Source organism: Paraburkholderia phytofirmans PsJN, assembly GCF_000020125.1.
GTDB lineage: Bacteria > Pseudomonadota > Gammaproteobacteria > Burkholderiales > Burkholderiaceae > Paraburkholderia > Paraburkholderia phytofirmans.
The window spans coordinates 3,823,047-3,849,202 of record NC_010681.1 but is presented as its reverse complement, the minus strand read 5'-3'; the positions used below and the strand labels follow the sequence as shown (position 1 = coordinate 3,849,202).

Genomic DNA, 26,156 nt, shown 5'->3' with positions numbered 1-26,156 from the left:
ACACGAGGATTCAAAGCACGATGACAGCAACGCGGCGCGTGAGCCGGCCAGGTCCGGTGCGATGGATGGTCTATCTGGGCGCCGTCGTGGCGATTGCGTGGCTGGCGACGCAGGCGTTTTACTTCGGGCAGATCGCGGTGTGGAATTACGTCAATCCACAGAGTACGTCGTTTATGCGGTCGGACACTTGGCGGCTGTCGCAGGATCGGCCGGATCTTTCAGTGCAGCACACGTGGGTGTCGTATGACCAGATTTCGCGGAATCTGAAGCGCGCGATTATTGCTTCCGAGGATGCGAATTTTGTTAATAACAACGGGTATGAGACGGACGCTATTTTGCAGGCCTGGGAGCGGAATAAGGCTAAGGGCAAGATTGTTCGCGGTGGGTCGACCATTACTCAGCAGTTGGCGCGGAATCTGTTCTTGTCGCGGGAAAAAAGTTATATCCGCAAGGGGCAGGAACTCATCATTACCTGGATGCTTGAGACCTTGATGGATAAGGAACGGATCTTTGAGATTTATCTCAACTCCGTTGAGTGGGGGAATGGGGTTTATGGGGCTGAGGCGGCGGCTCATTATTACTACAAGACGTCGGCGAGTAAGTTGACTGCTGCGCAGTCGGCTCGGTTGGCTGTGATGCTGCCGCAGCCTAAGTATTTTGATGAGCATCGGGGGTCGCAGTATCTGGCGCAGCGGGCGCGGGTTATTGCGAGGCGGATGGGGGCGGCTGAGTTGCCCGATTAGTGCGGTTTTTTGCGCTGTGTGGTGGTTTGGTTGGTTGGATTAGGTGTTGGCCTTTCCTTGAGTTGTTAGTGGTCTATTGGCGTCGCCCCTGTGCGGGGCGGCACGAACCTGTCCGCATTTTTGTGTGCGAGGCGGTTAGCGGATTTAGCCGCGTGCGTTGGTGAAGCGCTCGCCAAACAGGATGGCAAACTGGTTCATGGCTGATTTCCAGTCGAAGGTGGTGCGTACGGACTTTGCCAGCACGTTGCGAAGCGCCAGCCACAGCAGCTTGATGGCCGCCTCGTCATTCGGGAAGTGACCACGGGTCTTGATGATCTTGCGCAGTTGCATGTTCAGACTCTCAATGGCATTTGTGGTGTAAATGACCCGGCGTATCTCCGGCGGAAACACAAAAAATGGCGTGACGTTTTCCCACGCCCGCCGCCAGGATTGCACGATAGTCGGATACTTCGTTCCCCATTGTCCTTCGGCAAAGGCCTCCAGCGCCTGCCGCGCGGCCAGCTCGTTCGCAGCGGTATAGATGGGCCTGAGCGCGGCAGCGACGGCCTTGCGATCCTTGTAGCTCGCGTACTCCAGGCTATTGCGCATCAGGTGCACGATGCAGGTCTGCACGGCCGTACGCGGGTACGCCGTGCCGATCGCTTCGGCCAGTCCCTTCAGGCCGTCGACCACGGCGATCAGGATGTCCTGGCAGCCGCGCGTTTTGAGCTCGTTGAACACCTTGAGCCAGAACTTTGCGCCCTCGGTCTGTTCGATCCACAGGCCGAGCACGTCGCGCTGGCCGTCAGCCTGGATACCCAGCGCCAGATAGACGGCCTTGTTGCTGACCACGCCCTCGTCACGGATCTTCACGCGCAGCGCATCGAAGAACACGACCGGGTACATCGGCTCGAGCGGACGGTTCTGCCAGGCGAGCGTTTCGGCCATCACCTCGTCGGTAACCGAGCTGATGAAATCGGGCGACACCTCGGTGCCATAGGTTTCGGCCAGAAACGCCTGGATCTCGCGCACACTCATGCCGCGCGCGTACATGGCGATGATGCGCTCATCGAAACCGGTGAAACGGCGCTCGTGTCTGGGGATCAGGATGGGCTCGAAACTGCCGTCACGATCGCGCGGCAGATCGACCCGCAGCGGGCCATAATCGGTGAGGAGCGTCTTGCCGCTGGCACCGTTACGTTCGTTGCCCTGGCCGTCGGGTTTGGGCTGACCCGCCGGGTAGCCCAGATGCATCTTCATCTCGGCGCCCATCGCGCGCTCGATGAGTGCCTTGTTGAATGCCAGCATCAGGTCCTGAACCTCGTTGGGCGTCATCGGGCCTTTGACCAGGTCATCAAGCAGACCTTCCGGCAGGGCAGGCAGCGGCCCTCGGGCCGCTGCCTGAGAAGCGACGGTGCGTTTCTTCTTCATCGGCATATCCATGACTTTTACCTCTCATGATATGCCTCGCCCACAAAATTACGGATAGGTCCGGCGGCACCTACTTTCTTTGCCGCGGCAAAGAAAGTAGGCAAAGAAAGCCGCTTCACACCGCCAGCCTGTAAGCGGGTCCCTCGCGCAGTCGCAGTAGTGGTGCATCTGGAATCCGTGTTCTCGCACATTCGGCGCTAGTGACAAGGCCGTCATACTTCCCGCCTCGCGCTACGCGCTCGCCGGAAGGGTCCGCTCCTAACCAGTGGGTTTCTCTGTGCGCTGTGGGGCCGTCGGCTTCGCCTCGGCTTTGGGCCGTAACGACTTTCTGTATTTGCTGCGCTTCCGTTCGGAGCTTCTTCGAAGCGCCGTATATCGACGCGGAGCGCCGTATATCGACGCGGAGCTTCGTCAATGCGCTGCTGTCGTTGCTCGCGTGATGGTTCTAAAGCGAGGTTGCCTGTTCTGCATCATTCTTTTTGCGCCGATGCGCTCACGGTCTTCTGATGCCGTCTTTGCGGCCTTTGCCAGAAGGTCCGCGGCGTGGCGCGCTGTGATGCGGCTCTGCGGAATTCCCTTCGCGTCAAGCGCGATTACCTGATACAACTCGCGGTCCGTCTCGACTTCGCGTTGGTAATCCTCGGCCGTGTCGAATAGCAGCTCCAGCAATTTCCGCTGGCGATGTCTCTCCTCTCGCGTTACTGCCGGACTCCTGACTATTGAGGCCGCAAGGGTGACCAGCTTGTCTAGTTGGCTTAGCTGCCGCTCAAGAAGCCCAAAGGCGGACAAGGCGAGCTTTTCGTATTGAAGTGCATCAACGGGCGGGCGCGACGTGGTTCGAGAATTCTTGACGGACTTACTCATGGCGCGATCTCCCTGAAACTTACCTGGATCGCCCGACACGCGCTTGCAAGGTGGTGAGCGGGCACAGTGACAGGTCGACAGACCGGCGTAGAACCAAAACCGGCAGACCCGTAGGTCTCCATGCCAAGGCCCGCCCATGGAAAGAAGGCGTGCTAAAGCTAACGCGCGTCTGCGGTACAGACGCGCGGGTTCTACTCTACGTGCAGGCTGTCGAACCTGAACCATCGCGAGCGCGACGGCAAACCAAGTTTAGACACGTCACGCCGAGAGTGATCACCTGTACAAGCTAAAAGGCGCGCACAGCCATCATTTCCGAAATTTCCCTGGCATTACTTCCGATTCGCAGTGATCGCGCTAAGCAAATTCCCCAAGGAAATACGGCACCACTTCTAAGAGACGACCGTGGGTGTGGCGACAAAACCTTGCCACGCTCGTTGACCATCCAAATTTCAAGCGACCGCTTGTTAAGCGCCGGCACTTCAGCGCCGCGCCGAGGCAAAGCCCACGGCCCACCGCAAACAAAAAAACCACTGATGGAAGCAGACCCTTCCGGCGAGCGCGCAGCGTGAGGCGGGAAGTATGACGGCCTTGTCACTCGCGCCGAATGTGCGAGAACACAGATTCCAGATGGACCACTGCCCCCTCCAAGCCGAGGGAGCCGCTTATGAGCTGGCGGTGTGAAGCGGCTTTCTTTGCCTACTTTCTTTGCCGCGGCAAAGAAAGTAGGTGCCGCCCCGCACAGGGGCAGCGCCAATAGACCACCGTGGAATTCAAGGAAAGGCCAACCACCGACAGAACACAGCCCCAAAACCCCGCGCCAGCCCAAAATCCCATTATATGAATCAAAAACTCACATATTGGAGCTTTCTCAAAAACCGCCCTACAATCCACACCAACACGCAAAAAGCGCCACGCGAGAAAAGGGACCCACCCACCGCAAGACGTCACCTGCGACAGCAAAAAAACCGGAGACAACGCCCAACCATGCCTAAAACCCAAAGGCAGCACCCCCACGCCCGCAGCACGGCGAGCAACCCAGGCCCACTCTCCGGCCCCGCGCTGTAAGCGCAAAAAAAACCACCGAAAAGCGAATCGCCATGAACAAAGCGATGCCTACTCACGCCGCGAGCGAAGCCGAATCCGACGCCAACCTGCAGCCGTCCGCAGACCAAGCAACCAGCGCCACGCCGCCACGTCCGTTGCCGCCCGCCGCCAAAACCCCGCGCGCGAACGCCGGCATCCACCCGGCCCCGGTAGACGGAATCGCGCTCCCCAGCACGCTGCTCGACATCACCCCGCAGCAAGCCGGCACGCAAACGCTCCTGCGCGGCCTGGCGATCCTCGAAGCCGCAGCCGCCGGCGTGCGCGACCTGCGCACCTTCGGCGCCGCGCTCGGCACGACCCGCAGCACCACGCATCGTCTGGTAAGCAGCCTCGTGCAAGCCCGCTACCTGCGCCAGGTGCAAGGCGGCTACCTGCTCGGCCCGAAGCTGATCGAACTCGGCACCATCGCGCTCGAACAGATGCCGCTTACCGCGGTCGCCCGCCAGCATCTCGAATCGCTCGCGGAACAAACGCTCGACACGATCCACCTCGGCGTGCGCGACGGCGACGACGTCCTGTACATCGACAAAATCCCCGGCACCCGTGGCCTCGAAATGCGCTCGCGCGTCGGTCACCGCATGCCGCTGGCGTCGACGGGGATCGGCAAAGCCATGATGCTCGACCTCACGCCGGACGTCTGGCAGTCGCTCTTCGACGCATCGCGCCGCGCGCTCGCTGGCGTCAGCTTCAAGCCTGACAACCGTCCCGATGCGCAGACCTTCATGCAGCGCATGACCAACTACGCGGCCGGCGGCTACACCTTCGACCTCGAAGAAAACGAAGCGTCGATCCGCTGCGTCGCGGCACCCGTGCGCGATGCGTCGGGCGCGGTGGTGGCGGCGCTGTCGGTGGCGAGCACGATCCCGTACATGTCGCTCGAACGCATGGACGAACTGATTCCGGTAGTGCAGCGCGAAGCGCGCGCGATCTCGGAAGAACTCGGCTGGCGCGCTCCGCAGCCGGCAACCCGCAGGATCAAACGATGAAGCGAGCGGGTTCTCCCACCCAGGCGGCCGGCCATGCCGCAGCCGTTGCGGTCGACGCGAGCCACGAGCACGCCGCGCTGATCGCCCTCGACTGGGGCACGACGTCGCTGCGCGCCTATCTGTACGACGCGTCCGGCAACGTGCTGGCGACGCGCGCATCGACGGCGGGCATCATGAATCTGCCGCGCAGCGCGGAGCAGGGCGGCTTCGACGCGGCCTTCGACGACACTTGCGGCGCCTGGCTCGCACACGCGCCCGCCGCGCCGGTGATCGCGGCAGGCATGGTCGGCAGCGCGCAAGGCTGGCTGGAAGCGCCGTACGTGGACACGCCGGCAAGCGCCGATGCACTGGTGGCCGGCATCGTCCGCGTAAAGGCGGCGTGCGGCGTGACGCTGCATATCGTGCCGGGCGTCCTGCAACGCGGCGAATTGCCCAACGTCATGCGCGGCGAAGAAACGCAAATCTTCGGTGCACTCGGCGAAGAAACCAACACCGCCGACAGCGGCAAGCGCTCGTTGATCGGCCTCCCCGGCACCCACGCGAAATGGGCGGTGGTGCAGGCGGACCGCATCGAACGTTTTCATACCTTCATGACCGGCGAAGTATTTGCGGCACTGCGCGAACACACGATCCTCGGCCGCACGATGCTGACGCCCGATAGCCCGGACACCAGCGCCTTCCTGCATGGCGTGAACATCGCGCGGGAAAAAGGCCAGGCGGGTGTCCTCGCGACCGTGTTCAGTTCGCGCACGCTCGGCCTCACCGGACAACTTTCGCGCGAACAGCAGCCCGACTATTTGTCGGGATTGCTGATCGGCCACGAACTCGCCGGCCTCGACGCCGTGCTTGCACAACAGCAAAGCGCGCTCGCCGGGCAGAGCCTGCGCCTGATCGGCAACGAAGCGCTGTGCGAGCGTTATCGGCTCGCGCTCGCGCAATTCGGCTGCACCCAGGCGGAACTGGTCAAGCACGCCACCGAGCGCGGCCTGTGGCGCGTGGCGTCGCAGGCAGGGCTCGTCAAACCGGCCGCCAAGACGGCGCGCGCCTGACCGGCAGCGCCGCCGCCCACGAAACAAGGAACCGACATGCAACCTCACATCAATCTGCCCGCTCCGTACATGCCGCACGCGGGTTTGATCGCGGCCTTCGAGGCGTGCCCGCTGATCGCCATCATGCGCGGCGTGACGCCCGCCGATGCAGCCGAGCATGGGCAGGCGCTCTACGAAGCGGGCTTCCGGATCGTCGAAGTGCCGCTGAATTCGCCGCAGCCGTTCGACAGCATCGCCGCGATCCGCAAGGTGTTGCCGGCGGATGCGATCGTCGGCGCGGGTACCGTGCTGCATCCGAGTTTCGTCGACGACGTGAAGTCGGCGGGCGGCGAACTGATCGTCATGCCGCATAGCGATCCGGAAGTCGTCAGCGCGGCGAAGGCGCGAGGCATGGCCTGCGCGCCGGGCGTCGCGACGCCCAACGAAGCGTTCATTGCGCTGAAGAACGGCGCGGATGTGCTGAAGATGTTCCCCGCCGAACAACTCGGTTGCCAGGTCGTAAAAGCATGGCGCGCGGTGATCGCGGCGGAAGTGCCGCTGGTCCCGGTCGGCGGTATCACGCCCGACAACATGGGCCCGTTTCTGAGCGCGGGAGCAAATGGCTTCGGCCTCGGCTCGGCGCTGTATAAGCCGGGTCAGAGCGCGGCGGTGACGGCTTCGCACGCGAAGGCGTACATCAACGGTTTGCGCATCGCTCGCGCGGGTGCGAAGAAATGAAGCGGCTCGCCGGCAAAGTCGCTCTTGTCACCGGCGCCGGACGCGGCATCGGCTCGGCGATCGCGCATGCTTTCGCGCGCGAAGGCGCGGCGGTCGTGCTGGCGGAACTGGATATCGAGACCGCGCGGCAGACGGCGGAGCACATCAAGGCGCAGACCGGCGCGCGCGTACTCGCGGTGCACACGGACGTGACGCAGTCCGCGTCGGTTCAGCACGCGGTGAGCGAAGCCGAACGCGCATTCGGCGCGCTCGACGTATTGGTGAACAACGCCGGCATCAACGTGTTCTGCGACCCGCTCACGATGACCGACGACGACTGGCGCCGCTGCTTCGCAGTGGATCTCGACGGCGTGTGGAACGGTTGCCGCGCGGCATTGCCGGGCATGGTCGAACGCGGCGCGGGCAGCATCGTGAATATCGCCTCGACGCATTCGTTCAAGATCATTCCGGGCTGCTTTCCGTACCCGGTGGCGAAGCACGGCGTGATCGGACTGACGCGCGCGCTCGGCATCGAATACGCGCCGCGCAATGTGCGGGTCAACGCGATCGCGCCGGGTTACATCGAAACGCAATTGACGCACGACTGGTGGAACGAGCAGGCCGATCCGGCCGCCGCGCAACAGGCGACGCTCGATCTGCAGCCGATGAAACGCATCGGCCGCCCGGAAGAAGTGGCGATGACGGCGGTGTTTCTCGCCTCGGACGAAGCGCCGTTCATCAACGCTACCTGCATCACCGTGGATGGCGGACGCTCGGCGCTGTATCACGACTGATTTACAGAACTCGGATTGCGCAGGGGCGCAATGAGTACACCGGACGACGCGCTGGCCGCGTGTGTCAGACCCGGTACAAGAAGACGCGGCCAATACCTTCTCGTTATCAATTAGTCAGGAGACACGCATCATGAAACGTAGAATTTTCCTCACGCTGGCAGCAGCGGCGACGGGTGTGCTCTTCAACGCACCGGTCGCGCAAGCCGCCGATCCGGTGAAGATCGGCTTCCTCGTGAAGCAGCCGGAAGAACCGTGGTTCCAGGACGAGTGGAAGTTCGCCGAGATCGCCGCCAAGGAAAAGGGCTTCACGCTGGTGAAGATCGGCGCGCCGTCGGGCGAGAAGGTGATGAGCGCAATCGACAATCTATCGGCGCAAAAGGCGCAAGGCTTCGTGATCTGCACGCCTGACGTCAAGCTCGGACCGGGCATCGTCGCGAAAGCGAAGGCCGACGGCCTGAAGATGATGACGGTGGACGACCGCCTGGTCGACGGCGCGGGCAAGCCGATCGCGTCGGTGCCGCATATGGGTATCTCGGCGTACAACATCGGCAAGCAGGTCGGCGACGGCCTGGCCGCGGAAATCAAGAAGCGCGGCTGGGACATGAAGGACGTGGGCGCGATCGACGTGACCTACGAACAGCTGCCGACCGCGCATGACCGGACCAGCGGGGCGACCGACGCACTGATCGCAGCCGGCTTCCCGAAGGCGAACATCGTGATGGCGCCGCAAGCGAAGACCGACACGGAAAACGCGTTCAACGCGGCTAACATCGCGCTGACGAAGAATCCGCAGTTCAAGCACTGGGTGGCTTACGCGCTGAACGACGAAGGCGTGCTCGGCGCCGTGCGCGCAGCGGAAGGCCGCGGCTTCAAGGCGGACAACATGATCGGTATCGGCATCGGCGGTTCGGACTCGGCTTTGAACGAGTTCAAGAAGCCGTCGCCGACGGGCTTCTACGGCACGGTCATCATCAGCCCGAAACGCCACGGCGAAGAAACTTCGACGCTGATGTACGACTGGATCACGCAAGGCAAGGCACCGCCGCCGCTCACGCTGACGACCGGCATGCTGGCCACGCGTGACAACGTCGCCGACGTACGCCAGAAGATGGGCCTCGCGGCGAATTGAGCTGGGTGATTCAGTACGCTGCGCAATGAAGTGAACTGCCGGTGCGCCTTTTGCCAAAGATCGGCGCGCCGGCAGCAGCAATAAAAGATCAGCAGTAGAGACAGACGGTTCATTCGAAGCATTAGGAGGCGAAGTGTCAGCGACGCTACGTTTTGACAATATCGGCAAAGTCTTTCCAGGCGTGCGCGCGCTCGACGGTGTGTCCTTCGACGTCAACGTCGGCCAGGTGCACGGCCTGATGGGCGAAAACGGCGCGGGGAAATCGACCCTGCTGAAGATTCTCGGTGGTGAATATCAGCCCGACTCGGGCCGCGTGATGATCGACGGCAACGAGGTGCGCTTCACGAGCGCGGCGTCGTCGATCGCGGCGGGCATCGCGGTGATTCACCAGGAACTGCAATACGTGCCCGATCTGACGGTCGCGGAAAATCTGCTGCTCGGACAACTGCCGAACTCGCTCGGCTGGGTCAACAAGCGCGAAGCCAAACGCTTCGTGCGCGAACGCCTCGAAGCGATGGGCGTCGCGCTCGACCCGAACGCGAAACTGCGCAAGCTCTCGATCGCGCAGCGCCAGATGGTGGAAATCTGCAAGGCGCTGCTGCGTAACGCGCGCGTGATCGCTCTGGACGAGCCGACCAGCTCGCTGTCGCATCGTGAGACCGAAGTGCTGTTCAAGCTGGTGCGCGACTTGCGCGCCGACAATCGCGCGATGATCTACATCTCGCACCGCATGGACGAGATCTACGAGTTGTGCGACGCCTGCACGATCTTCCGCGACGGCCGCAAGATCGCCTCGCATCCCACGCTCGAAGGCGTGACGCGCGACACCATCGTCAGCGAGATGGTGGGGCGGGAAATTTCGGATATCTATAACTATTCGGCGCGACCGCTCGGCGAAGTGCGCTTCGCCGCGAAAGGCATCGAAGGCCATGCGCTCGCACAGCCGGCCAGCTTCGAAGTGCGGCGCGGCGAGATTGTCGGCTTCTTCGGTCTGGTGGGCGCGGGCCGCAGCGAACTGATGCATCTGGTGTACGGCGCCGATCACAAGAAGGGCGGCGAGTTGCTGCTCGACGGCAAGCCGATCAAAGTGCGCAGCGCGGGCGAAGCGATCCGCCACGGCATCGTGCTGTGCCCGGAAGACCGCAAGGAAGAGGGCATCGTCGCGATGGCGACCGTGTCGGAGAACATCAATATCAGTTGCCGCCGCCACTATCTGCGGGTGGGGATGTTCCTCGACCGCAAGAAGGAAGCGGAAACCGCCGACCGTTTCATCAAGCTGCTCAAGATCAAGACGCCGAGCCGCCGCCAGAAAATCCGCTTCCTGTCAGGCGGCAATCAGCAGAAGGCGATTCTGTCGCGCTGGTTGGCCGAGCCGGATCTGAAAGTGGTGATTCTCGACGAGCCGACGCGCGGGATCGACGTCGGCGCGAAGCACGAAATCTACAACGTGATCTATCAGCTTGCCGAACGCGGCTGCGCGATCGTGATGATTTCGTCGGAGCTGCCGGAAGTGCTCGGCGTGTCCGACCGCATCGTCGTGATGCGCCAAGGCCGGATTTCCGGCGAGCTGACGCGCAAGGATGCAACGGAACAATCGGTGCTGAGCCTCGCGCTGCCGCAAAGCTCGACCGCACTGCCCGGAACGCAAGCCGCTGCCCAACAGGCGGCCTGAACATCATTCGGACGAAAGTCCGGCAACCCGTGGGGAACGGGAGGAGTCTTCAACATGCAAGCCAGAGAAAACCTCGCGCAACAGGCCGCCAAGGGCGCGGCCGAAGCGCTGATTCCGCAGTCGAACGACAAGGCCAAATGGTGGCAGCAGATCACCGAATACAGCCTGATCGTGATCTTCGTCGTGATGTTCGCCACGATGTCGCTGACCGTCGATCACTTCTTCTCGATCGAGAACATGCTCGGCCTCGCGCTGTCGATCTCGCAGATCGGCATGGTCTCGTGCACGATGATGTTCTGTCTCGCCTCGCGCGACTTCGACTTGTCGGTGGGTTCGACCGTCGCGTTCGCCGGCGTGTTGTGTGCGATGGTGCTCAACGCCACCGGTAACACCTTTATCGCGATCGTCGCGGCGGTGGCGGCGGGCGGCGTGATCGGCTTCGTCAACGGCGCGGTGATCGCGTATCTGCGCATCAACGCGCTGATTACGACGCTCGCCACGATGGAAATCGTCCGCGGTCTCGGCTTTATCGTTTCACACGGTCAGGCGGTGGGCGTGTCGTCGGATACGTTTATCGCGCTGGGCGGTTTGAGCTTCTTCGGCGTGTCGCTGCCGATCTGGGTCACGCTGCTGTGCTTCATCGTGTTCGGCGTGATGCTCAACCAGACCGTGTACGGCCGCAATACGCTCGCAATCGGCGGCAATCCGGAAGCGTCGCGTCTGGCCGGTATCAACGTGGAACGCACGCGCGTCTACATCTTCCTGATTCAGGGCGCGGTGACCGCGCTGGCCGGCGTGATTCTGGCCTCACGTATCACGTCGGGTCAGCCGAACGCGGCGCAGGGCTTCGAACTGAACGTGATTTCGGCCTGCGTGCTGGGCGGCGTCTCGCTGCTCGGTGGACGCGCGACGATTTCCGGCGTGGTGATCGGCGTGCTGATCATGGGCACGGTCGAGAACGTGATGAACCTGATGAACATCGACGCGTTCTACCAGTACCTCGTGCGCGGCGCGATCCTGCTCGCCGCCGTGCTGCTCGACCAGTTGAAGAACCGCGGCTCGCGCGACTAAACCCGCGACCCACTCACTTGCTCTAAAAGGAATCGAACGATGTCGTCTCCGGCCAATGCAAACGTCCGTCTCGCGGACAGCGCTTTCGCACGTTATCCGAGCCTCGTCGACCGCACGGTGTTGATCACGGGCGGCGCGACCGGCATCGGCGCATCGTTCGTCGAGCATTTCGCGGCGCAAGGCGCGCGCGTCGCGTTCTTCGATATCGACGCGAGCGCCGGTGAAGCGCTCGCCGACGAGCTCGGCGATTCGAAGCACAAGCCGCTGTTCCTGTCGTGCGATCTGACCGATATCGACGCGCTGCAAAAAGCGATCGCCGACGTGAAGGCCGCGCTGGGTCCGATCCAAGTGCTGGTGAACAACGCCGCGAACGACAAACGCCATACGATCGGCGAAGTCACGCGCGAGTCGTTCGACGCGGGCATAGCAGTGAATATCCGTCACCAGTTCTTCGCGGCGCAAGCGGTGATGGAGGATATGAAAGCCGCCAACAGCGGCTCGATCATCAATCTCGGCTCGATCAGCTGGATGCTGAAGAACGGCGGTTATCCGGTCTATGTGATGTCGAAATCCGCGGTGCAGGGTTTGACGCGCGGTCTCGCGCGCGACCTCGGTCACTTCAATATTCGCGTCAATACGCTGGTGCCAGGCTGGGTGATGACCGAGAAGCAGAAGCGGCTGTGGCTCGACGACGCGGGCCGTCGTTCGATCAAGGAAGGGCAGTGCATCGACGCGGAGCTGGAACCGGCCGACCTCGCCCGCATGGCGCTCTTCCTCGCCGCCGACGACAGCCGCATGATCACCGCGCAGGACATCGTCGTGGACGGAGGCTGGGCGTGAGCGCGAGCGGTTCACCAGGCACGGCCGCGCTGCTGCTCGATACGAAATGCACGCTCGGCGAGGGCGCGACATGGTGCGCGCAGACCGGCCATTTCTACTGGACGGATATCGAAGGCGCGCGTCTGTGGCGCTACGACCCGCGGGACTGTAGCAACATGTCCTGGCACATGCCCGAACGCCTCGCCACCTTCGCGTTGTGCGCGGATCCGCGTTACCTGTTGCTCGGCCTGGCCACGCATCTCGCCTTTTTCGAGTTGGCCACCGGCGAAACGCGGCGCATCATCGACGTCGAAGCCGGCTTGAACACTCGCGTGAACGACGGCCGCTGCGACCGTCAGGGCCGCTTCGTGTTCGGCACCAAAGATGAGGGCGCGCCGTTGCAGGCAATCGGCGGCTTCTACCGGCTCGGTCACGATTTGTCGCTGGAGCGTTTGCCGTTGCCTGCGCCGGCGATCTCGAACAGCATCGCTTTCAGTCCCGACGGCGCGACGATGTACTACTGCGATTCGCCGACGCGCGAAATCCGCGCTTGCGACTATCGCGCGGACGGCAGCATCGCCAACGACCGCCTTTTCACGCGGCTCACCGACGCCACCGGCGAACCCGACGGCTCGACCGTCGACCGTGACGGCGGCCTGTGGAACGCGCAATGGGGCGGCCGGCGTGTGGTGCGCTACGGACCGGACGGCATGGAAACGGAGCGCGTCGACGTGCCGACCGCGCAGCCGAGTTGCGTCGCGCTGGGCGGCACGCAGCTGGACACGCTGTACATTACGAGCGCGCGCTGTGACCTCGATGCAGCGGCGCTCGCCAACGATCCGCATGCAGGCGGCGTGTTTATCGCCACACTCGGACGGCGAGGTTTGCCGGAGCCGGTGTTCCAGGGCGCGCCCGCTTAGCGCAGAATGACGCTGCCTCGCTCCCGAGGCAGCCATGAAGCAAATGAAGCGCGGCCGGGCAGTGAATCAGAAAGTGAATCAGAAAGTGAATCGCAAGTGGATGGTGCAATCCCAGTGGCAGCAAATCGGCAGCATGCAGTTCGGACCCAGAGGCGACCCGTTTTAAAAAAAATCGCCCAACAGCATCCGTCAGCGATGACGGCAACGTCCCAAGCCTCTCGATGGAGCCAGATATGACTGTTGCGAATCTTGTTTCCTCCTCCCCTCAGACCTCACAGAGTCGACGCTCGCGGCTCGCCGCGGCGGCCAATCCGGTGCTGCCGGGTCCCAGCACGTCGGCGGTGGCCGTCGGCGAAGACAGCGGCGGCGATGTCGCATGCATCACGCTCGCCAACGCGCATTTGCGGCTCGACGTCGCGCCGACGCTCGGCGGCGGCGTCACCCGTTTCGACTGGCGCAACGACGGCGCACTCACGCCGATCTTCCGCCGCTGCCGCCACGTCGCGGCCGATACGCAACCGAACCAGTTGGCCTGTTATCCGCTGCTGCCGTATTCGAACCGCATCGGCGGCGGGCAATTCAACGTGGCGGGACGGCGCGTCGAGGTGCCGCGCAATCGCGCCGACGAGCCCTTGCCGATTCACGGCGACGGCTGGCAATCGGTTTGGCAGGTCGCGGAGTCGGATCGTGAAAACGTCCGCCTCACGCTCGACCGCCGCGACGGCAAGCCGTACGCCTACCGTGCGACGCAAACTTATACGCTGGACGGCCCGACGCTCGTCGTCGCGCTCGAAATCGAAAATGCCGGCCGCGAGGCGCTGCCTTTCGGGCTGGGCGTGCATCCCTTCTTCGTGCGCGACGCGGACACCGAGTTGTCTGCCGCGGCCGGCGGTTTGTGGCTCTCCGGCGACGACTGGCTGCCAGTGCGGCATGTGCCCGCGCCGCCCGCCTGGCAATTCGGCGTGGCGTATCCGCTGCCGGAAACCATGGTCAATCACGCTTTTACCGGCTGGAGCGGGCAAGCGGCGGTGGTGTGGCCGAAGCGCCGCCTGTCGCTGAACATTGCCGCCGACACCGATTACTACGTGCTGTACACGCCACCCGGCGAAGATTTTTTCTGCTTCGAACCGGTCGATCATCCGATCAACGCGATGAACCTGGCCGGCGGCGCGAGCGAAAACGGCATGACTTTGCTGGGACGTGGTGAACGACTGACACGCACATTCCGCTTCACTGTCGAACGCACCGGTTTGCGCTCGATGCCGGGCGCGCGCGGCTCAAAGCGGCGGCAATAGCGGGCGAGGGCGGCGCGACATGACGGACACGTGCACCCCGCGATGCGCTGTGGACAATCGGGGCTCGCACGCTTCGCGAGTGGCTGACCAATGCATCAGCACACACAGGGCGCGCTGCGGGCGCTAGCCGCGCCTGTCCGCACCTCGCGCCGGACCGCCGCTGCCGCACGCTCCTTGACGCGGCCCGCCGCGCGGGACGGGTAAAATACGCGCCTCTTCCGTTTTCCCGCTCGCCGCGAGACCCACCATGCCCAATTTCATCCAGACACTCAACGACGCCTGGCAGCGCACCAACTCGCTGCTGTGCGTCGGCCTCGATCCCGAGCCGAGCAAATTCCCGGGCGCGCTCGCGGGCCGTCCCGAGGCGATCTTCGATTTCTGCCGCACGATCGTCGACGCGACCGCGCCGTATGCGTCCTCGTTTAAACCGCAGATCGCCTACTTTGCGGCGCATCGCGCGGAAGACCAGCTCGAGCAGCTGATCGCCCACATTCATGCGAATCATCCGGGTCTGCCGGTGATTCTGGATGCGAAGCGCGGCGACATTGGCAGCACCGCCGAACAATATGCGCGCGAGGCGTTCGAGCGCTACCAGGCGGACGCCGTGACGGTGAATCCGTACATGGGGTTCGACTCGATCCAGCCGTATCTGGAGCATGCAGGCAAGGGCGTGATCGTGCTGTGCCGCACGTCGAACCCGGGCGGCTCCGATCTGCAATTCCTGGAGACGGGCGGCCGTCCGCTGTATCAGGTCGTCGCGCAACTGGCGGCGGAGAAATGGAATGCGAGCGGCCAACTGAGTCTGGTGGTCGGCGCGACTTTCCCGAAGGAAATCGAAGTGGTGCGGGGGATTGTCGGCGATATGCCGCTGCTGATTCCTGGCATCGGCGCGCAAGGCGGCGACGTGCAAGCGACCGTCAACGCCGGCCGCACCGCGAACGGCACGGGCATGCTGATCAACTCGTCGCGGGCGATTATTTACGCGGGCAAGGGCGACGATTTCGCCGAAGCCGCGGCGAAGGCCGCGATGGAAACGCGGGATCGGATCAACGCGTTTAGGTGATCGGCGGGCTGGTGTTGTTCGGGAGCGTGTTGAGGTTAGTTTGGGCTTGGCGGCTCGACACGTCGATATTTGCGAGGTCGGCATAAGCGCAGGCAACCTTCATTGAAGACCGCCTATGAGCGCTTGGGACTCAAGTTGGCCCCAGCCGCTCGATCAACGCTGCATGCTGCGGGTGCCGTGCTTTCAACGTGCCGACATCCGCCAGCTCGAATTCGCTGAATTCAAAACCCGGCGCCACCGTGCAACCGACCAACGCGAAGGTCGCCGGGTCGGCGCATTCCGCCGCGAACCACAAACCAGCCGGCACAACGGCCTGAAACACGGCATCCGCGTGCGTCAGCGCGTTGCCGAGCTTGTGCGTGACCAGCGCGCCCGTTTCGTCGAGCACGTGGACGAGCAACGGTTCGCCCGCGTAGAAATGCCAGACCTCGTCGGATTTGATCCGATGCCACGCCGAATGCGCGCCGTCGCACAGCAGGTAATAGATCGCGGTCGACGCCGAGCGCGTTTCCGCGGAACCGCTCACGTCTTTGTCGCGAATCACGCGCTCCACTGAGCGGTATGTCTCGCTGAAAAATCCGCCCTCGGGATGCGGCTTGAGATCGAGGCGGCGGATCAGTTCGTCTTTGATTGCGTGCGAATCAGGCATGGGCTTCCCGCTTCGAATAAAGCTTAGTGCTCGCGTTCGTCGAGTAAAGCGAGCACACCGCGCAGCGCATGCGCGGCCGCCTGCACGCGAATCTTCTCGCGGTCGCCCTTGAAAACCTTCGTTTCCACCGACGTATGCAGCCGGTTGCTCCAGCCGAACGAGACCATGCCGACCGGTTTGGTCTCCGTGCCGCCGCCCGGTCCGGCCACGCCGGTAATCGACAACGAGACCTGCGCGCGGCTGTTGCGCAGCGCGCCTTCGGCCATCGCGCGCGCCACCTGCTCGCTGACCGCGCCGTGTTTGTCGATCAACTCGGCGGGCACGCCGATCATCTCGCTCTTCGCCTGATTCGAATACGTGACGAAGCCGCGCTCGAACCAGCCGCTGCTGCCGGAAATATCGGTGATCGCGGTCGCCACCATGCCGCCCGTGCAGGACTCAGCGGTGACGAGCATGAGGCGCTCGTCGCGCAGACGGTTGCTCACGCGAATCGCAAGCTGGTGAACGACGGAATCGGTAGGCATGGCGTCAATCCGGAAAACGTGGGCTGGCGATGAACGCGCGGCGCCGCGGCGGGCGCCGGGCAGCAATCAAACGGACATGCGCCAGAGCGCAATGACGAGCAGCGTGAAAAACGCGGCGACCAGGTCATCGAACATGATGCCAAAGCCACCTTTCAGACGGCGATCGAAATAGCCGATGGGCGGCGGCTTCACCATGTCGAAAAAGCGAAACACGATGAACGCCCAGAACTGCCCGGTCAGCGTAACCGGCGTGACCATCAGCAGCACCAGCCAGAACGCAATGATTTCGTCCCACACGACCGGCGACGGATCGTCGATGCCGAGTTTCTTCGCGGTGAACCCACAAATCGCAATGCCGCCGATAAAGCCCGCGACGATCAGCACACCCCACTCGATGACGGTCAGATAACGGCTGAGCACGGCGAAGGACGCCCACGCGAACAACGTGCCGATCGTGCCAGGCGCAACCGGCGACAAGCCGCTGCCGAACCCCAACGACAAAATGTGCAGCGGATGCGACAGCATGAAGCGCGCGGTCGCGCGGCGCGGTTGACGGCCCGGCGGGCGCGGATCGGGCGCGCGCGGCACCGGGGACGGCTCGGCAGCGATAAGTTTGTCGGCCGGGCCGAGCGGGGGATCAGTCTGCATGAAAGTGGTCGAAGCCTTGCAACGTCAGGGAGAGCGGCGCGCCGGAGGCATCGCGCCAGCCGATCGCCGGGCGGTCGGCCGCCGTTTCGAGAGCGCTTATTGTACCGATGCGGGTGAGCTGGATGCCCACCTCGTGGCCGGCCTTTTCGACTTCGGCACGCGCCGCGACTGGCGCGGTGAAGCAGAGTTCGTAATCGTCGCCGCCGGCGAGCGTGCAGCGTCGCTGGATTTCGGGTGCGAGGCGGCGCAGCGCGGCGGAACGCGGGACGTCGTCGACGTCGACCGTGGCCCGCAGCTTCGAGCGTTCCAGAATGTGCAGCAGATCGCCGGCAAGGCCGTCCGAGAGGTCGAGCGCCGCGTGGGCGATGCCGCGTAGGGCCAAGCCGAGCGCGACCCGCGGCTCCGGGCGTTCGAGGGCGCGACGAAACGTCGCAGTGTCGCTGGCATCGGCGGTCCATTCGCCGCGCTGCACGCCGAGACCGGCGCGGGCGTCGCCGAGCGTGCCGGAAATCCAGATGTCGTCGCCCGGTTGCGCGGCGTCGCGGCGCAGCGCCGCTTGCGGTGGGACGCTGCCAAACACCGTGATGCACAGATTGAGCGGGCCGCCAGTCGTATCGCCGCCGATCAGCTCGCAACCGTAGCGTTCGGCCAGCGCGAACAGCCCTTCGCTGAACGCGGCGAGCCAAGCTTCTTCTGCCTTCGGCAGGGAAAACGCCAGCGTGAACGCCTGCGGTTGCGCGCCCATTGCGGCGAGGTCCGACAGATTCACCGCTAGCGCTTTGTGACCCAGCGCCTCGGGATCGACATCGGCGAAAAAGTGGCGGCCTTCGACCAGCATGTCCGTCGAAATCGCCAGCATTTCGCCGGCGCGCGGCGCGAGCAGTGCGCAGTCGTCGCCGATGCCGAGCGTACCGGCGGCTGCATCGGATGGCCGGGCAGCGGCGCGGCGGGCAAAGAAACGATCGATCAGCGAAAACTCGGAGAGCATGGTGGCGATGGGTGGACGCGAGGGTGAACGCGAGGGTGAACGATCAAGTGCCGTGAAGTTCGGCTAACGGCGCGCATTGTACGGAGCGAACAAAGGGTAAACATTCGATCCGCCCGCAGCCCCGATTCGGGCCGCACTCCGTCCGCAGCATGCCACGTCGGCCTTTCGCTATGTTTCAGTCGCGGCAGTTGTACCCGTATTGAAGGAATTGGGCCGGCAATTAGGGCTACAATGCCGTCGAACGTCTATTCTAATCCGCCCTCCGAAGCCCGCCTTATGTCGACTCCCGTCAATAGCAAACTCCGCGAAGCCGCCCTCGATTACCACGAGTTCCCCACCCCCGGGAAGATCGCGATCGCCCCGACCAAGCAGATGATCAACCAGCGCGACCTCGCGCTGGCGTACTCGCCTGGCGTCGCGTTCGCGTGCGAGGAAATCGTCGAGAACCCGTTGAACGCCGCGCGGTTTACCGCGCGCAGCAACCTGGTCGGCGTCGTCACGAACGGCACCGCGGTGCTCGGTCTCGGCAACATCGGGCCGCTCGCCTCGAAACCGGTCATGGAAGGCAAGGCCGTCCTGTTCAAGAAATTCGCCGGCATCGACGTGTTCGATATCGAGCTGAACGAGTCCGATCCGCACAAGCTGGTCGACGTAATCGCGGCGCTGGAGCCGACCTTCGGCGGTATCAACCTCGAAGACATCAAGGCGCCGGACTGCTTTATCGTCGAACGCGAATGCCGCAAGCGCATGAAGATTCCGGTCTTCCACGACGACCAGCACGGCACGGCGATCGTCGTCGCGGCGGCCATCACCAACGGTTTGAAGGTGGTCGGCAAGGACATTAAAGAGGTGAAGCTGGTGTCCTCGGGTGCGGGCGCGGCGGCGCTGGCCTGTCTGGATCTGCTGGTCGATATCGGCCTGCCGCTCGAAAACATCACCGTGACCGATCTGGCCGGCGTGGTCTACAAAGGCCGCGTCGAACTGATGGACCCGGACAAGGAGCGCTTCGCGCGTGAAACCGATGCCCGTACGCTCGCTGAAGCGATTGGCGGCGCGGACGTTTTCCTCGGTTTGTCGGCCGGTGGCGTGCTCAAGCAGGACATGGTCAAGCAGATGGCGGACAAGCCGCTGATTCTGGCGCTGGCCAACCCGACCCCGGAAATCTTGCCCGAACTGGCGCTGGAAGTGCGTCCGGACGCCGTGCTGTGCACGGGCCGCACCGACTACCCGAACCAGGTGAACAACGTGCTGGTGTTCCCGTTCCTGTTCCGCGGCGCGCTGGATGCCGGCGCGACGACGGTCACACGGGAAATGGAAATCGCGGCGGTCAACGCGATCGCCGAGCTGGCGCGCCAGGAGCAGAGCGACATCGTCGCGACGGCGTATGGCATTCAGGATCTCTCGTTCGGGCCGGAATACCTGATTCCGAAGCCGTTCGACCCGCGTCTGATCGTCAAGGTCGCGCCGGCCGTGGCGAAGGCCGCGATGGATTCGGGCGTCGCCGAGCGTCCGATCGAAGACATGGAAGCCTACGAACAGCATCTGCAGCAGTTCGTGTATCACAGCGGCACGACCATGAAGCCGATTTTCCAGCTCGCGCGCGGCGTCGAGCCGGAGAAGAAGCGCATTGTGTTCGCGGAAGGCGAAGAAGAGCGCGTGCTGCGCGCGATGCAGATCATCGTCGACGAAAAGCTGGCCAAGCCGATCCTGATCGGCCGTCCGGCCGTGATCGAGCAGCGTATTGCGCGGTACGGTCTGCGTCTCATCGCAGGGCAGGACTACACGGTCGTCAACACCGACCACGACGAGCGTTATCGTGATTTCTGGCAGGAATATCACAAGATGATGTCGCGCAAGGGCATCAGCGCGCAGATGGCGAAGCTCGAAATGCGCCGCCGCACCACGCTGATCGGCGCGATGCTGGTCGAAAAGGGCGAGGCCGACGGCATGATCTGCGGCACGGTGTCGACCACGCATCGCCACCTGCACTTCATCGATCAGGTGATCGGCAAGAAGGAAGGCGCGAAAGTCTACGCGGCGATGAACGCGCTGGTGTTGCCGAACCGCCAGATTTTCCTCGTTGATACGCACGTGAACGTCGATCCGACGCCGGAGCAACTGGCCGAAATCACGATCATGGCGGCTGAAGAAGTGCGCCGTTTCGGTATCGAGCCGAAGATCGCGCTGCTGTCGCATTCGAACTTCGGCACGAGCAACGCGCCGACCGCGCAGAAGATGCGCGACACGCTGGCGATCCTGCGCGAACGGGCGCCGGACCTGCAGGTGGACGGCGAAATGCACGGCGACATCGCGCTCGACGCGAATCTGCGCCGCGAAGTGATGCCCGACTCGACGCTCGAAGGCGACGCGAATCTGCTGGTGCTGCCGAACATCGACGCCGCCAACATCTCGTACAACCTGCTGAAGACCGCCGCGGGCAACAACATCGCGATTGGTCCGATGCTGCTCGGTGCGGCCAAGCCGGTGCACGTGCTGACGGCTTCGGCAACGGTACGCCGGATCGTCAACATGACGGCGCTGCTGGTGGCGGATGTGATCGCGGCCCGTTAATCGGCGTTCCAGACGAAGCATGGCGCCGGTTTGAACACCGTGTGCCATGTCAAGTCCTGGAATAGGTTGACAGTATTTTTGGTCTAGAGCGCTCGATGCACTGCATCGGGCGTTTTGTATTTGAGGGCGGTATGCGGCCGCTCGTGGTTGTAGATGCGCACCGATTGTTCGACCATCTTGATCGCCTGCCCGAGGTCGGCGGGACGCTGTAACAGGAATTCACCCTTGAGGATGCCGTTGATCCGCTCGGCCAGGGCATTCTGATAGCAGTCGTAGCCGTGCGTCATCGAACAGCGCAAGCCATGACGGCGATGGATGTCCTGGTAGTACGCCGCGCAGTACTGGATTCCGCGATCGGAGTGGTGAATCAACGGATGGCGGGTCCGGCGGGTACGCAACGCCATCTTGAGTGCCTGACTGACCTGCTCGGTCTGCAAGCTGTCGTGGACGTGATAGCCGACGACCTTGCGCGAGAACGCATCGGTCACGAGGCTCAGGTACACGAACGGACCGGCGGTCGGCAGATAGGTGATGTCGGCGACCCAGACCTGTTCGGGTGCGCTCGGCACGACTTGCCCCGGCCCGATTTTCAGTAAATTCGGATGGCGCCGGAAGCGGTGATGGCTATTGGTGGTCTTGTGATATGCCCGGTGCGGCACCACCAGCAGACGCGCCGCGCGCAGCACGTCGAACAGCCGGTCGCGGCCCAGCTTGATTCCGCGCTCGACCAGCGCCGGGCGGAGCACGTGGTGCAGCTTGCGTGTGCCGAGCTTCGGCTGGCGTAGTCGGACGTGACGAACCAGCGTGGTCACGGTCTCGGCTTCTGAGCGGCGGCAGTTCTCGCTCTGGCGACGCTTGTAATACGCCTGGCGGCTGATGCCCATGTATCGGCAGGCTCGCTCGACGCTCAGCTTCTTGACGAGCCTTTGCGCGACGACCTGCCCGAAGGCTTTTTTACGACGACTCCGTGGTCTTTGCGCATCACGTCGAGCACGGCCTCGAACAGCGCGGCTTTCTCCTGCGCTTCACGCAGTTGCGTCTCCAACTCCTTGATGCGCTGCTCCGGCGTGAGCGGCTTCGATTCTCGCTTCGGCATGGTGGAATCCGATTGCGCACGGCCGGATGGATCGGCCCAATCCTGCAAGCCGTGCTTCCTTAACCATACCAGCACTGTCGAGCGACCTGGATGCCGTAGCGCAACTGCGCCCCTTTGTAAGTCAGTTCGCCTTTTTCTACCTGCTCCACCACCGACAGCTTAAAAGCCAGGCTGTAATCCCGCTGCGTCCGCTTGACCCCTTGCTCCACTTGGCACCTCTTCGATTCGTCGAAAAAGTGTCAACCTATTTCAGGACGGGTCACCATGCAAAAAAAAGGCGCGCCTGCAACGGGCGCGCCTTAGGGTGAACCGGGGATTGCCACCCAGGAAAAACGACAAGTCAGAAAATTCCGCCTCGAAACGCACAAGGGCTCGTTGCCCTTGCCACGGGAAAATCGAACTGTCCGCAGATTTGTGTAAAGCGGCTTGCCGACCGCTCCCACTTGCCCGCCCTCACTTTGATTCGCGCCGTTGAGCTAAGTTTAGCTTGCCTAAGCTAAACATTCTGTCAAAACTCGTCAAAGCGGCGCCGGTGGCCGTTTCGCGCCCCATCTAAGGATTTCGCCTGCCCGGCGAGCGTTGATTCCGGGGGCCATTAGCGATACCCTTACGACTTTCATGGTCGTCAAACTCGTGATCTAACAGCGGGGAACCCTGATACATGGCACGCAAGTGGCAACGCATGAAAGGCGTGCTGATCGGTGCTATTACGCTGTGCGTTTTATCCGGCCCCGTGCCAGGCGCGTTCGCGCGCGACTCCACGGCACCCGTCGACGCGAACGCGCAGTTGCAGGGCACCATCGCGCTGGCGCAGTTGCCGCGCGAAGCGGTCAATACATTGAACTTGATTGCCGCAGGCGGGCCTTACCCGTATGAGAAGGACGGCATCGTATTCGGCAATCGCGAACGGTTGCTGCCGGCCCATCGGCGCGGCTATTACCACGAATACACCGTTCCCACGCCTCGCTCACGTAATCGCGGGGCGCGTCGCATCGTCTGCGGAGGTCCGCTGAAGCGAACCGACAATTGTTACTACTCGGACGACCACTACACCAGTTTTAATCGTATTGTTGAATGACATCGGGATGAACGGCATGAGCGACAACGTCTACGCGCACGACTCCGGAGTCGCGACGGATCTTTTCGCGGCCGGCGACGGCAATTTGTTCCAACGCGTCATGCAGATGCGCGCCGGCGATCAGGGCCGCGAGAACCAGAGCGAAGCAGGCACTGTGGTTTCATCGAATGAGGAGCCCATGAGTCTTTTCAAGACCGTACGACCGAACATCGTACAGTCGATCCGCGCGTTCCGCGTGCAGGATCTCGCCGACGAGGCCAGCCAGCTCGGCCAGCACTTTCTCTATGCGTATTGCGCCAACGCGCAGTCGAAGCAGGAAGTGCTCGAAACTATCGCGACCTCGTTCCTGTTTCCGAAGCATTTCGGCAAGAATTACGACGCGCTATACGACTGCCTGACCGATCTCGTGCATAAGGCGGGTGCGCAGCCGGGCTTCGTGATCGTGCTCGAGCAGTTGCCGGTCGCCCAGAAGTTCGATAAGGAAGGGCGCGAGACGCTGCTGGACGTGTTCCGCGAGGCCGCGGAGTTCTGGGCCGAGCGCAAAGTGGCGTTCCGCGTGTTTTACTCGTTCGCTTGAGTTTTTGCCCGCGCGTTGCGCGCTTGGGCTAAGTGAGAAAGGCCCGCCGATCGGCGGGCCTTTCTGCTTTTGGTGCGAATGTCGGCTTGGGCTTGCCGCTCTTAATCAAGGCGACCAGCCCGTCACGCAAGCGGCTTACCAGCCGCCCCAGCCGGCCGCCAGCGCCGAGAGAACGGCGATGCCGGCGGTTTCGGTGCGCATCACGCGCGGGCCGAGGCCGACGGCGGTGAAACCGTGCGCGGCCGCGGCGGCTTCTTCCGTCGCTGAAAAGCCGCCTTCCGGGCCCACCAGCACCGTCACGCGTCCTTTCGGCGGTTCGGAGGGCAACGCGGAAAAGCTGATGCTCGCGCGCGGCGAAAGCAGAATGCGCAGGTCGCCTTCCTCGGGCGTGCGGGGCATCGAGCCGAGCCAGGTGGCGATCTCGCGCACCGGCATCACTTCCGGCAGGCGATTGCGCCCGCACTGTTCACACGACGCCCGCACGATGCCTTGCCAATGCGCGTGGCGCCGCTGCGCGCGATCGCCGGAGAGGCGCACGACGCTGCGCGTGGTGGTCAACGGCACGAAGCTGGACGCGCCCAGTTCGACGGCTTTTTCGATCAGCCAGTCCATCTTGTCGCCGCCGGCAATGCCCTGCGCGAGCGTAAGGCGATAGGGCGCCTCGACCTCGATATCGCGGAATTCGCGGATTTTCACCATGGCCGAGCGCCTTTCGACTTCGACGAGTTCGGCGCTGTATTCGCCGCCTTCGCCGTTGAAAAGGACGATCGAATCGCCTGGCTGCAGGCGCAGCACGAGCACGTGCCGAACGACGTCATCGGGAAGCGGCAAGACGTCCTCGGGCTGCAGAGGCGTACCGACGAAAAAGCGAGGCATCAGAAAAATACTCATTGGTTCACGAAAGGTGGCGAGCGAGCGCCCAGCGATAGCCGTCCAGATCTTCGACCTGGGCGAAGCGATCGCCCCAGAATTGATCCTGGGGCTCGCTCAGCGACTTTGCGCCGGCGGCCAGCGCCCGCGCATAGATCGCGTCGACATCGTCGACATAGACATAGAACGATTGCGGTGCGATTGCGCCCGCGCTTTTGGGTGTTTTCGCCGCCGAGCCGAACGCGCCTTCCGGAGCGAACATCACAATCAACTGGCCTTGATAGGTCATCTCGACATGCATGACGACACCGTCGTCCTGGACACTGTCACGCACTTCAAAGCCGAACGCCGCTGTGAAGAACGCGGACGCGGCACGTGCGTCGCGCACCGTCAGATAGGGGGTCAACCAGGGCACACCGGCTGGGCGGGAGGCGGTCATGCGATTCTCCGGATCGATGGGGTTGGCGGGGCACGTGGTGCGAGTCCAAGCGGAAATTTGCGTATCGCTATTGCAATCGCGCAATCCGACGGAGCCGTGCATTTTGCCCACGCGTTAGCTTGCTGGCTTTAAGAATTGACTTAGTTTATCGCGCACAGCGGGCGATGCCGAGAACAGTCCGGCATGCATGAGCGCGTCGTAATGTTTCAGGCTGCCGATTGCGCGCGCGTCGATGCGCTCCGTGAGTGTATCGACGGTAAGAGCGGCGGGGTCGAGCGTGTCGCTGGCGGTGGCCATCATCCAGAGCGAGCCGTACAGCGGCACGAACGCGCTCATGGTGCGGACCACGGCGAAGGTCGCGCGCAGATCGCCGAGCAGGCGGGCCACGCGCTCAGCATGGAAATACGGCGAGCCGAGATGCACGGAGACCGCGGCAATCGGCCTCATGATCCTCTTGAGCCGCTGATAGAAGGCTTGCGTGTAAAGACCGGCGGCGGGTGAATCCGGCGGCGTCAGGTCGAACACGACGAGATCGAACTGCGCCGGCGCGGCTGCCTCGACATATTGCGCGGCGTCGCCGATTATCAGTTCGACGCGTGGATCGTCGAATGCGCCGCCGTGCACCTCGGGCAAATATTCGCGCGTCAAACGTACGACTTGCGCATCCAACTCCGCCACCACGATCCGTCCGATTCCAGCATGCCTCAGCAATTGCCGCGCGGCCCCGCCGTCGCCGCCGCCCAGCACGAGCGCCGCTTGCTGCGACGGATGCGCCAGCGCGGCCGGATGCACCATGCATTCGTGGTAGATGAACTCGTCGCCGGTGGACGTCATCGGGCGGCCGTCGAGGGTGAAAAGCCGGCCGAGTTGCGGTGTGTCCCAAACCTCGATCCGCTGAAAAGGCGAATCGACGCGCGCGAGGCGTTTCGCGTGCGGAAATCCGTAGACGGCGTCGGGACTCGGTTGAAACAGCAGTGGAGCGCTCACGGATGGCGGGCTCCGTCCGGAGCGCGGTAGGTCGAGATTGGGCAATTGTAAAGGCCGAAGCGCGGCGCGGTTCGGCGGCCGCATCGAGCCACATGGCCGGACGGCTTTCGGAGC

The 26,156-nt window shown here is 63.3% G+C and carries 25 protein-coding genes and 1 pseudogene; 16 read left to right on the top strand and 10 right to left on the bottom strand.

Translation table 11 applies throughout. The annotated features are described in order from the left end of the window. Positions 1–20: 20 nt before the first annotated feature. Complete coding sequence (mtgA, locus tag BPHYT_RS16970) at positions 21–743, top strand: monofunctional biosynthetic peptidoglycan transglycosylase (RefSeq protein WP_012434371.1); 723 nt, start codon at positions 21–23, stop codon at positions 741–743. Positions 744–887: 144 nt separating this feature from the next. Here the strand turns inward: mtgA and BPHYT_RS16965 are convergent, their stop codons facing one another. Together BPHYT_RS16965 and BPHYT_RS16960 are read right to left on the bottom strand one after the other, a co-directional pair. Further along, positions 888–2,159, bottom strand: a complete 1,272-nt coding sequence (locus tag BPHYT_RS16965) for an IS256 family transposase (RefSeq protein WP_407669196.1) — start codon at positions 2,157–2,159, stop codon at positions 888–890. 405 nt (positions 2,160–2,564) lie between these two features. Then, on the bottom strand, positions 2,565–3,017 hold the full coding sequence (locus BPHYT_RS16960) for a hypothetical protein (protein ID WP_012434369.1): 453 nt from the start codon (positions 3,015–3,017) through the stop codon (positions 2,565–2,567). A gap of 1,097 nt (positions 3,018–4,114) precedes the next feature. Here BPHYT_RS16960 and BPHYT_RS16955 point away from each other — a divergent pair. The 12 genes from BPHYT_RS16955 to pyrF all read left to right on the top strand — a co-directional run bounded on the left by BPHYT_RS16955 (position 4,115) and on the right by pyrF (position 15,615). Beyond that, positions 4,115–5,107, top strand: a complete 993-nt coding sequence (locus tag BPHYT_RS16955) for an IclR family transcriptional regulator (RefSeq protein ID WP_012434368.1) — start codon at positions 4,115–4,117, stop codon at positions 5,105–5,107. Next, on the top strand, positions 5,104–6,156 hold the full coding sequence (locus BPHYT_RS16950) for a 2-dehydro-3-deoxygalactonokinase (RefSeq protein ID WP_012434367.1): 1,053 nt from the start codon (positions 5,104–5,106) through the stop codon (positions 6,154–6,156). The genes BPHYT_RS16955 and BPHYT_RS16950 overlap by 4 nt, the downstream gene beginning before the upstream one ends. Positions 6,157–6,192: 36 nt before the next feature. Further along, positions 6,193–6,873: a 2-dehydro-3-deoxy-6-phosphogalactonate aldolase gene (locus BPHYT_RS16945; RefSeq protein WP_012434366.1), complete on the top strand. Its 681-nt coding sequence runs from the start codon at positions 6,193–6,195 to the stop codon at positions 6,871–6,873. Next, positions 6,870–7,646, top strand: coding sequence for an SDR family oxidoreductase (locus BPHYT_RS16940; RefSeq protein ID WP_012434365.1), 777 nt, complete (start codon positions 6,870–6,872; stop codon positions 7,644–7,646). The genes BPHYT_RS16945 and BPHYT_RS16940 overlap by 4 nt, the downstream gene beginning before the upstream one ends. 130 nt (positions 7,647–7,776) lie before the next feature. Further along, positions 7,777–8,775 carry an arabinose ABC transporter substrate-binding protein gene (locus tag BPHYT_RS16935; protein WP_012434364.1) on the top strand — a complete coding sequence of 333 codons (999 nt, stop codon included), beginning with the start codon at positions 7,777–7,779 and terminating at the stop codon, positions 8,773–8,775. Positions 8,776–8,908: 133 nt separating this feature from the next. Further along, entirely contained in the window at positions 8,909–10,447 is a 1,539-nt protein-coding gene (gene araG, locus BPHYT_RS16930) for an L-arabinose ABC transporter ATP-binding protein AraG (protein WP_012434363.1), read from the top strand. A gap of 54 nt (positions 10,448–10,501) precedes the next feature. Next, positions 10,502–11,518: an L-arabinose ABC transporter permease AraH gene (araH, locus tag BPHYT_RS16925; protein WP_012434362.1), complete on the top strand. Its 1,017-nt coding sequence runs from the start codon at positions 10,502–10,504 to the stop codon at positions 11,516–11,518. A 39-nt stretch (positions 11,519–11,557) separates the two neighbouring features. Then, positions 11,558–12,358, top strand: a complete 801-nt coding sequence (locus BPHYT_RS16920) for an SDR family NAD(P)-dependent oxidoreductase (RefSeq protein WP_012434361.1) — start codon at positions 11,558–11,560, stop codon at positions 12,356–12,358. Further along, positions 12,355–13,257 carry an SMP-30/gluconolactonase/LRE family protein gene (locus tag BPHYT_RS16915; protein WP_012434360.1) on the top strand — a complete coding sequence of 301 codons (903 nt, stop codon included), beginning with the start codon at positions 12,355–12,357 and terminating at the stop codon, positions 13,255–13,257. Before BPHYT_RS16920 ends, BPHYT_RS16915 begins: the two co-directional genes overlap by 4 nt. Before the next feature lie 34 nt (positions 13,258–13,291). Further along, positions 13,292–13,423, top strand: coding sequence for a hypothetical protein (locus tag BPHYT_RS39455; RefSeq protein WP_012434359.1), 132 nt, complete (start codon positions 13,292–13,294; stop codon positions 13,421–13,423). 67 nt (positions 13,424–13,490) lie between these two features. Next, positions 13,491–14,552, top strand: a complete 1,062-nt coding sequence (locus BPHYT_RS16910) for an aldose 1-epimerase (protein ID WP_012434358.1) — start codon at positions 13,491–13,493, stop codon at positions 14,550–14,552. A gap of 247 nt (positions 14,553–14,799) precedes the next feature. Further along, the gene (pyrF, locus tag BPHYT_RS16905; RefSeq protein WP_012434357.1) at positions 14,800–15,615 is read left to right on the top strand and encodes an orotidine-5'-phosphate decarboxylase; all 816 of its coding nucleotides are present in this window, start codon (positions 14,800–14,802) and stop codon (positions 15,613–15,615) included. 130 nt (positions 15,616–15,745) lie between these two features. Here pyrF and BPHYT_RS16900 read toward each other — a convergent pair whose 3' ends face one another. The 4 genes from BPHYT_RS16900 to thiL all read right to left on the bottom strand — a co-directional run bounded on the left by BPHYT_RS16900 (position 15,746) and on the right by thiL (position 18,424). Beyond that, positions 15,746–16,264, bottom strand: coding sequence for a cupin domain-containing protein (locus BPHYT_RS16900; RefSeq protein WP_012434356.1), 519 nt, complete (start codon positions 16,262–16,264; stop codon positions 15,746–15,748). Positions 16,265–16,287: 23 nt separating this feature from the next. Beyond that, the gene (locus BPHYT_RS16895; protein WP_012434355.1) at positions 16,288–16,788 is read right to left on the bottom strand and encodes a CinA family protein; all 501 of its coding nucleotides are present in this window, start codon (positions 16,786–16,788) and stop codon (positions 16,288–16,290) included. 66 nt (positions 16,789–16,854) lie between these two features. Further along, complete coding sequence (locus BPHYT_RS16890) at positions 16,855–17,436, bottom strand: phosphatidylglycerophosphatase A family protein (RefSeq protein WP_012434354.1); 582 nt, start codon at positions 17,434–17,436, stop codon at positions 16,855–16,857. After that, positions 17,426–18,424 (bottom strand): thiamine-phosphate kinase, encoded by a 999-nt coding sequence (thiL, locus tag BPHYT_RS16885; RefSeq protein ID WP_012434353.1) that lies wholly within the window; start codon positions 18,422–18,424, stop codon positions 17,426–17,428. Before thiL ends, BPHYT_RS16890 begins: the two co-directional genes overlap by 11 nt. 231 nt (positions 18,425–18,655) lie before the next feature. Between thiL and BPHYT_RS16880 the strand changes: the two genes are divergently transcribed. Beyond that, complete coding sequence (locus tag BPHYT_RS16880; RefSeq protein WP_012434352.1) at positions 18,656–20,995, top strand: NADP-dependent malic enzyme; 2,340 nt, start codon at positions 18,656–18,658, stop codon at positions 20,993–20,995. Positions 20,996–21,078: 83 nt separating this feature from the next. Here the strand turns inward: BPHYT_RS16880 and BPHYT_RS16875 are convergent. Next, a pseudogene (locus BPHYT_RS16875) lies at positions 21,079–22,300 on the bottom strand (IS3 family transposase). Between the two features lie 452 nt (positions 22,301–22,752). Between BPHYT_RS16875 and BPHYT_RS16865 the strand changes: the two are divergent. After that, positions 22,753–23,169 (top strand): ribonuclease, encoded by a 417-nt coding sequence (locus BPHYT_RS16865; protein ID WP_012434350.1) that lies wholly within the window; start codon positions 22,753–22,755, stop codon positions 23,167–23,169. Positions 23,170–23,176: 7 nt separating this feature from the next. Then, positions 23,177–23,746 (top strand): barstar family protein, encoded by a 570-nt coding sequence (locus tag BPHYT_RS16860; protein ID WP_193372812.1) that lies wholly within the window; start codon positions 23,177–23,179, stop codon positions 23,744–23,746. 135 nt (positions 23,747–23,881) lie between these two features. On the opposite strand, the gene BPHYT_RS16855 is transcribed toward BPHYT_RS16860, so the two are convergent. From BPHYT_RS16855 to speE, 3 genes are all read right to left on the bottom strand, one after another. Continuing rightward, positions 23,882–24,622, bottom strand: a complete 741-nt coding sequence (locus tag BPHYT_RS16855; RefSeq protein ID WP_041759039.1) for a 16S rRNA (uracil(1498)-N(3))-methyltransferase — start codon at positions 24,620–24,622, stop codon at positions 23,882–23,884. Between the two features lie 19 nt (positions 24,623–24,641). Further along, positions 24,642–25,055 (bottom strand): VOC family protein, encoded by a 414-nt coding sequence (locus tag BPHYT_RS16850; RefSeq protein ID WP_011489849.1) that lies wholly within the window; start codon positions 25,053–25,055, stop codon positions 24,642–24,644. Positions 25,056–25,169: 114 nt separating this feature from the next. Further along, positions 25,170–26,042 (bottom strand): polyamine aminopropyltransferase, encoded by an 873-nt coding sequence (speE, locus tag BPHYT_RS16845; protein WP_012434347.1) that lies wholly within the window; start codon positions 26,040–26,042, stop codon positions 25,170–25,172. Positions 26,043–26,156 lie beyond the last annotated feature (114 nt).